6 protein-coding genes and 1 pseudogene are annotated in these 7,994 nt (G+C 31.5%); 5 read left to right on the top strand and 2 right to left on the bottom strand.

Annotated features, from left to right (window positions below):
• Together CJF42_RS06440 and torT are read right to left on the bottom strand one after the other, a co-directional pair.
• A partial coding sequence (locus CJF42_RS06440; protein ID WP_252097542.1) for an ATP-binding protein occupies window positions 1-1,751 on the bottom strand: 1,751 nt, incomplete at its 3' end.
• A gap of 12 nt (window positions 1,752-1,763) precedes the next feature.
• The gene (gene torT / locus CJF42_RS06435; RefSeq protein WP_286203474.1) at window positions 1,764-2,846 is read right to left on the bottom strand and encodes a TMAO reductase system periplasmic protein TorT; all 1,083 of its coding nucleotides are present in this window, start codon (window positions 2,844-2,846) and stop codon (window positions 1,764-1,766) included.
• A 596-nt stretch (window positions 2,847-3,442) separates the two neighbouring features.
• On the opposite strand from torT, the gene CJF42_RS29025 reads away from it, so the two are divergent.
• From CJF42_RS29025 to CJF42_RS06415, 5 genes and pseudogenes are all read left to right on the top strand, one after another.
• On the top strand, window positions 3,443-3,565 hold the full coding sequence (locus CJF42_RS29025; RefSeq protein WP_286203472.1) for a hypothetical protein: 123 nt from the start codon (window positions 3,443-3,445) through the stop codon (window positions 3,563-3,565).
• Between the two features lie 152 nt (window positions 3,566-3,717).
• Window positions 3,718-5,268 carry a response regulator gene (locus CJF42_RS06425; RefSeq protein WP_095365888.1) on the top strand — a complete coding sequence of 517 codons (1,551 nt, stop codon included), beginning with the start codon at window positions 3,718-3,720 and terminating at the stop codon, window positions 5,266-5,268.
• Window positions 5,269-6,030: 762 nt separating this feature from the next.
• Window positions 6,031-6,177, top strand: a complete 147-nt coding sequence (locus CJF42_RS29495) for a winged helix-turn-helix domain-containing protein (protein WP_502694775.1) — start codon at window positions 6,031-6,033, stop codon at window positions 6,175-6,177.
• Window positions 6,178-6,354: 177 nt separating this feature from the next.
• Window positions 6,355-6,444, top strand: a pseudogene (locus tag CJF42_RS29490) (transposase); the annotation flags it as partial.
• Between the two features lie 388 nt (window positions 6,445-6,832).
• A complete protein-coding gene (locus tag CJF42_RS06415; RefSeq protein WP_095365887.1) occupies window positions 6,833-7,984 on the top strand; it encodes an efflux RND transporter periplasmic adaptor subunit in 1,152 nt (383 codons plus the stop codon).
• Window positions 7,985-7,994 lie beyond the last annotated feature (10 nt).

Raw genomic sequence — 7,994 nt, 5'->3', positions numbered from 1 at the left:
TCATTTATCAACATATCATGTAAAATTTCTCGCGCATATGCGTTATCATCTACAATCAGTACGGTCATATCTTTGATTAATTTTGGTTTTACCTGTGCTTCACTTGAACGCTGTTTTTTTATACCAAAATTGGCTGTAAAAGTGAAAGTACTACCTTCACCTTCGGTACTTTCAACAGTAATATTTCCATCCATTAATTTGGTTAATTTTTTACAAATTGCTAAACCTAACCCAGTGCCCCCAAACTTCCTTGTTATTGAAGAGTCTGATTGGCTAAATGGCTCAAACAGTATTTTTTGGCTCGCAGTCGACATACCGATACCAGTATCTTCAACAGAGAAGCGTAAAGTGAGTGATTTTTTTTTCCATTTAATAACTTCAGCTTTGACTATGACTTTACCGTGGGGTGTAAATTTAATCGCATTACTAATTAAATTAATTAAAACCTGATTAAGTCTTAAAGGATCACCAATAAGAGTTTCAGGTATATCTGACGAACAATCAAAAATTAATTTAAGATTTTTATCAGCTGCGCTTAAGCTATTAATAGTAGATAAATTATTAAAAACATCCTTAATTTGAAAATCGATATATTCCAATTTTAACTTGTTTGCCCCTATTTTTGAGAAATCAAGAATGTCATTGAGTATTGCTAATAATGAAGTTGCTGAAATATGTACTTTATTAATATAATTTTTTTGTTTATCTGTAAGTTCTGTATTCAAAGTTAAATAAGACATTCCAATAATCGCATTCATTGGCGTTCTAATTTCATGACTCATATTTGCTAAGAAGTTAGATTTTTCTTTAGCCGCACTTTCAGCTTGATTTTTTGCTTGTTCTAATTCTTTTGTTGCTATGGTAACGCGTTTCGCAACTTGAATATTTTGTACTTGTAATACAATAATGATAATTGTAAATAACAATGTAATTATTATGCCTAACCATAATGCAGTTTGACTTGAACGAAAATCAATCCCTCCATCAAAGTCTGAGGTAAAATACCAAGTAAATACAATTTCCGCTTCAGAGCTTATCGCTCTATTTACTGTATGATATTCGGAATTATGATTAGTCTTATAAATTGAAATGAAGTTTTTATCTTCTTTTTCGGTATAAAAACGACCATCAATATTTAATAAAACTCCGGTTGGAGTATGTATTGCGTACAATCCATCAATAATGGCCTGATAGTTTAGCAAACCCATTGTTAATATCGGGCCTGTCATAGTTTCTGTATATAATACGATTACTGAAGAAGGCTTACCTTGCTTATCAAATTTAGGAGGACCTAAAATAATTCTACCTGGTTTGGATTGAGCAGTATTAAATAAATTATTTAAATATAAATTCTGATTTAATTTTGTGCCTTTTTTTAGAAAACCTTGTTGCTGTGTACTTGCGATGATCTCCCATTCTAACTTTGTATCACCCTTAGCAATTAACTTGCCAATTGCCATATCATCAAGAAAGAAAGCAACTGAACGAGACTCTAAGGAGTCAAAAGCTTGTAAAAACTGCTGATTAGTTACATTAGTACTATTTTCATATAAAATAGCTATTCCAGAAACGGATAAATATGCACCTTCTAGCCAACCTAATAGGTTATCAGTTAAAAATTCCGAAGATTTAATGGCTTTATTTTGCCAATTATTTTGTGCATCAAGTTTCCAAGTTTTATTAATCCAAAAAGTACAAAAAAATAAAAATAAAAATAAAAATATAGAGGGGAACCAAGATAAAAAATTCATTTTTTTCACAAATCAGTTGCTCCAATCGTTCACACTAAATACAGGTCTAAACCCTCTTGGTGCAACTGATGTTGATGAAATAAAATTATTTAATGTTTTTTTATCAACAATTTCAACTAAAGGAGCAATTTGAGTAAATGAATCATCACCTTCAAGTAATCTAACAATAATATCTACAGATAAACGAGCTTGAATAGCTTGTTTATCTGTAGCAGCAGCAATAATTTGATCGCGCTGAATAGCTTTAAAGGTGTCAGAGCTAAAATAATAGGATAGTACTCCAATACTCGCACTTTGGTTTTTCTGTCGAATAATATCAATAGCAGCATCAGCACTAACCGTAGTCCCTACGATGTAGTCAATATCAGGAAAAATTTCTAAGGCATCTCTGATAAGTTTGCTTTGTATTCTGTATCCTGTATCACCCCAAGCTGTGTGTACTATTTCTATATCACTTCCTGTTAACTCTTGGATAAACCCCTTATTACCAGCAGCTGGCCAACCGGGTCCTTTTGGTCCCGGCAACCACAAAACTTTACTTGGTTCTTTAGCGTGTTTTAATAAATACTTTGCTATTTCAACACCATTATCAAAATAATTAACAGCAACACGAGCGCTTATGTGTTTAGAACTAATCCAATTGATCAAATCAACAACAAGTTTTCCTTGGGAGTGATATAACTGAACTAAATCATTATTTTTATCTGTATCTACACTACTTAAAATTAAGCCATCGGCGCCACTTGCCATACACTCCTTAATTTGTGTGCGTTGTGAAGCCAATTCAGTATAACCCCCAGCCTGTTTAATTCTCATACGAATGCCTAAATGCTTAGCTTGATCTATTAAAGCATAGTTAACTGCAAGCCAGTATGAGTCTTTCAAATGAGGAATAGAAACACATATTTTCCATTGTTTTTTGGCTGTTTTTAATGAATGGTACTTAATTACCTCTCTTTTTATTTCCTTAGGTTCCCAACTATTTATATTAATTGGCCAAGAGTATACCTTCAACGGTTGCCAATCAGCGTAGCAATATGAAACTGTCATAAAACAAACCAATAAAAACAGTACTTTTGTATTAATAATATCCACCCCTTTGATTACAAAGTAGTATGATACAGTTAACAAGTAATCATACAAATCAGACCTCTTAGAATAACCTTAAAGATTACTAGATCGTTATATCAGTCCTATGGCTATTTATTTTAGATTAATCAATGCTAAAAATAGTAAAACTCATTAATACATTTTTTATAGTATAGTTTAAAATCTAATTAGTGGGTCAAAAGCGCATCCATGAATGAACAAGTATAATTTTGAAATTTGATGGAAATTAGAAAGAGCCATTCATCAATTTTCAGTAATACCTTTAGAAAATAGTAAACTACTTACTTGCTAATTGAATGATATTTTTAAGCTGATAAACCACGCATTTTGAATTTTTTTTTGTATATGACATGATCAATGTATTTGCTCTGTTTATGTTTAAATAGTACAATTGTGTAGCTGCTTTGAAGTTCTAAATAAAATGATATATACCCAAACCACTTCAAGATGCAGGATTCAGTTGGAATTAGAAATGCTTTAGGCAAGGCATTGATTGAAGAACATGGTTATTCCCTTTTCAAAATCAATAACGCTGCATAAAGTATTTATAAACCAACCTTACAGGGACTTCTGAGCAAATCATGCTCGTTGTTCCATCTTTTTTTAAGGGAGTAACCATTAATGCAAAGATGCGCCTAGATCATGAATTGCTCAGCAGTCCTGAACCTCACATCTTGAAGTGGCTTGGGTATAGTTCAAGATAAAGCGAATCAGTTAGAGATAATCCATATTTTATCAACGCAAAAAATTCAAGTTATTATAGTTCCTAGCTTACATAATTTATTTTTACTTTAATATATTTAGCTAAACTCCTGCAACTTAATTGGGTATAACTAAATTAAAAAGGTTACTTTGAATGAGTATTTTATTAAATAAAAATCTAATAAACACGTATAAGACCATACTCGTTATAGATGCAGAGCAAACCATGCGAAATATCACTGCCGATGCTCTCATAAGTTTAGGTATAAACAATGTAATAAAAGCAGCAGATGGTGAAGCTGCACTTGCTCATATTGAAGAAATGAATATTGATCTGGTTTTATGTGATTTTGATTTACCAAAGTTAACTGGTCTTGAGTTACTGAAAATAACGCGTACTAATAAAAAAACGTTTAAAATCCCTTTTATAATCATTTCAACAAATATAAATTATCAAGATGTATCTAGTGCAATCGAACTCGGGGTTTCTGATTATTTAGTAAAACCGTATACAATAAAAATGCTAGAAACAAAATTAGAACATACCCTAAAAAGACCAATTAAAGAAGTATTCTCTAGTAAAGCTAAAGCTAAAATTCCTAAATTAGCAAATTCCAAAGCGCATAAATTAACAGTGTTAATTGTTGATGACGTAATAGATAATATAAAAATTATTGCTGAAATATTAAGGAATGACTACAAAGTAATTATAGCTAATAATGCAAAAAAAGCATTGAAAATATGTAATTCAGATAGCCCACCAGATTTAATGTTACTAGATATTATGATGCCTGAAATGTCAGGCTTAGAAGTATGCAAAATAGTTAAAAACAACCCTTTTACAAAACATATCACGATCATCTTTACTACTGCACTAGACCAACCTAAAGATATTGTAAAAGGTCTTGAAGTTGGAGCTGTTGATTATATAACCAAACCAATTAGCCCTTCTATATTAAAAGCAAGAGTGAATACACATATAAATATTACTAAGCAAAATAATCAAATGAGAGACCAAGTAGATCGAATGATCGAAAATTCGCAACTGCGCGACGATTTTGATCGTTTTACTCAGTACGATCTCAGAAAACCAATTGATGAAATAATTAAGTCAATAACGATATTAAATAAGTATAAATTTAATGATAACAAATATAACTTCTCGAAAATGATTTTATCAAAAAATGCCACGCTATTAAGTCAATCCATCGATAATATGCTAACATTATATAAGATTGAAGATGGTAGTTATGAATACTCACCAGCCCCTTTTGATTTAAAAATATTAATAGACGAAGTGCTATCAGCATTTATAAGTACCTCAAAAGATAAATGTTTTGAAATAGATTTGAATCTTAATAAAAGTGTTGTGTTAGGCGAATCACTACTAACCCGAACTATTATTTCGAATTTAATAAAATTTTCATTTAGCACAACTCTAAGGGGAGCAACGATTCAATTAATTTTATCTCATAAAAATAACTTAACAACATTCAGAATATGCTTATCCTCAGTAAATATTAATTTCCCTATAGAAGATATGTTTAATAAAAATAACATTCATACTGAAAATAAATTAGAAGCACTATCATTGTATTGTGCTAGAAGTATGGCCGAGATTCAAAATGGTAATTTGATTTCTTATTGGTCTGATGCGGATAATAAAGAGCTTAATCTTGAATTAACTTTAAACTCTAAAGCATAAATGTAAATTTAGTGGCCTGATTAATAATCATCAGTTATTTAGCCAAAGACGAATAAAATAAGGATAATGGCTTAAACTAATGAGAGGAAGAAAAGTATAAAATCTAACTAATTGATAAAATTAAATATTTTTTCTTCTTAGGGCAAGTAACGCATTCACTCTGCTTAAATAAACGAAAGCCGCTTGCAAATAAAACACGATCACCACTATTTACTATAAATAAGTCATACAACTTAAGATCGGGCTTGTTCAAAACCCAGATAAGGTGTCAGATGCGCGACACCATAGTTACTTATTTGTATATATGCCCTGTTTAGTGTTTAAAAACGAATCTAAAACTTCAAAAGTAACATCCTGAGATTTTTAATCACAATGATTATTTACAGCGCAGTTTGCAAAAGTGCTAATACTTATATCTCCATCAGCTATATAAATATTTTGAGTAAAGTAGCTAAATTCAGTACCGTCATGATGATAGTTTTTTTACCATTCACTTCTTCAACAAAAATACCAAGCCCATAATATACCCGTGCTCAATGAAGATACTTGATTTATACAATAATGAGGATCCTGATATCTTTCAGGAAAAATATCAAACTGACTACCAATAAAAAAATATACCTTGAAGCCCTAAACGATGCAAGTCGTGATGGACGTGTGTTCGAGATCGCATTAAGGCCGTTTCACTTAGTTCAGAAGGTTGATCAGCGTCGATGATTTCTCAGGCATTGCGACTTCATTAAACGATTATCGTTAGACATATTGACGATTATAACAATAATTGAATATATTTGGAGAACCTATGACATTCACTGTTCTATTTCAGGTTTAAATAAATGGCTACATCAACATAATTTTAGTTATACCATATATGAGCCTCTCCGATTGCAAGACAATTTAAATCGTTGAAATAGAGTGCATTGCAGCCATACCTGGTACTATAAGTAGCCTTAAGGTGTTCCTCATAAATTTGACAAAGAAAAACAAGCAGATTTTATTGAAAAATACACTGAATTACGAGCTCATAATGGCAGTAATAATAGAATTCATTTGATTTTAGATGTCGTTGGTTAACATCGAGCACCGGTTGTTAAAGATAAAGCAAATGAACTTAATATAAAACTTCACTATCTACCGCCTTACAGCCCAAATTTAAACCCAATAGAACGGCTATGAAAAATTATAAATGAGTATATTAAAAATAATAAATATTTTTCTACTGCGAAAGAAATTAGAAATAAAATTAATGCGTTTTTTAATCAAACACTGCCAAAAACAAGTAATATTTTAGACAGTAGAATTGATGATAATTTTCAGGTGCTAAAATCTGCACCTTGAAGTGTGATAGTTATATATTAAGATAAGCTGACAGCATTTAACTGTGCAGTTAAAATGCATTTTTCTTTTCAGCTGGTCAAAGCAGTAAATTCAACTTCACTCCACGATGCCATTTTAGATGCATGATTATATAAATAACAAATTGTTATGTTTTCTTACAATTGAATTCACATCTTTTTACAAGTTTTGATACTATTACATCAATTGTGCTTTCAAGGTGAATAAAATGAATCAAAAATGGATAAAAGGCTTAATACCTGTTGTTATTTTAGCGACATGTATTGGTAGTTTTGTAACAATTAATGCTATAGCGAAAGATACCGAAGAAAAAAAACCGGTTGATACCCGACCTACAGTAAAAATAGAAAATATTACAGCAAGTGATTATCAAATCGTGATTACTAGCTATGGGGAAGTAGCCCCTCTAGAAAGCACGCAATTAGCTGCACAAGTTCAAGGCGAAGTGGTTCAGTTGCATAAAAACTTTATACCAGGCGGATTAGTTCATCGCGGTGATATTTTATTTACAATTGAAAAAGATAATTACCAAGCTGACTTATTACAAGCACAAGCACAACTCGTTAATGCGCAAGCTTCTTTAATTGAAGAAAATGCAAAACAAGATGTTGCAATCGATGAAGCGAAACGTTTTCCAAATAAAAAATTTACTGATTTATACCTTAGAAAACCACAGGTTTTAAGCGCACAAGCTGCGGTTAAATCAGCTCAAGCAGGCTTAAAGCGTGCTGAACGTAATCTAGCAAAATGTAATGTTAAAGCGCCATATGATGCATTAATAATTTCAAAAAATATCGGCTTAGGCCAATTTGTAAATACAGGTTCACCCGTTGCTGTACTTAACAATATTGAATCGGCAGAAGTATTGATCCCGATAGCTGGCTTTGATAGCGCATTTTTACCAAAAAATTTAAATGGCATAAATGCATCAGTCAGTCAAAAAGGACTTAATGCTTTTAAGCGTGAAGCCATTATCTCACGCGATTTAGGTATTGTTGATAGTGAAACACGTATGAGCAATTTAGTTGTAAGAATTGAAGACCCATACGGTTTAGATGCCAACCTACCTGTAATTAAATTCGGCAGTTATGTTGAAGTTAAGTTTGCTGGGCAGACTTTACAACAAATTTATAAATTACCTCAAGAGCTTGTAAATAACCGCACTGTTTGGGTTGTAGATTCAGAGGACAAATTAGAAGCCAAACAAGTTCAAGTAATAAGAGAAGAAGGTGAATTCTTTTTAGTCAATCAAGGTTTAAACAATCAAGATAAATTAGTTGTGACATTACCTGAATATCCGCAGAAAGGTATGCAGGTAAACATTGCTGATTCTGATGTTTCAACTACTGAAAAATTGTAGTAAAAGGAAT

It is taken from the genome of Pseudoalteromonas sp. NBT06-2 (assembly GCF_002276045.1).
In the GTDB taxonomy this organism is placed as follows: Bacteria; Pseudomonadota; Gammaproteobacteria; order Enterobacterales; family Alteromonadaceae; genus Pseudoalteromonas.
The sequence above is the reverse complement of the archived record's forward strand: the minus strand, read 5'-3'. Positions and strand labels throughout refer to the sequence as shown.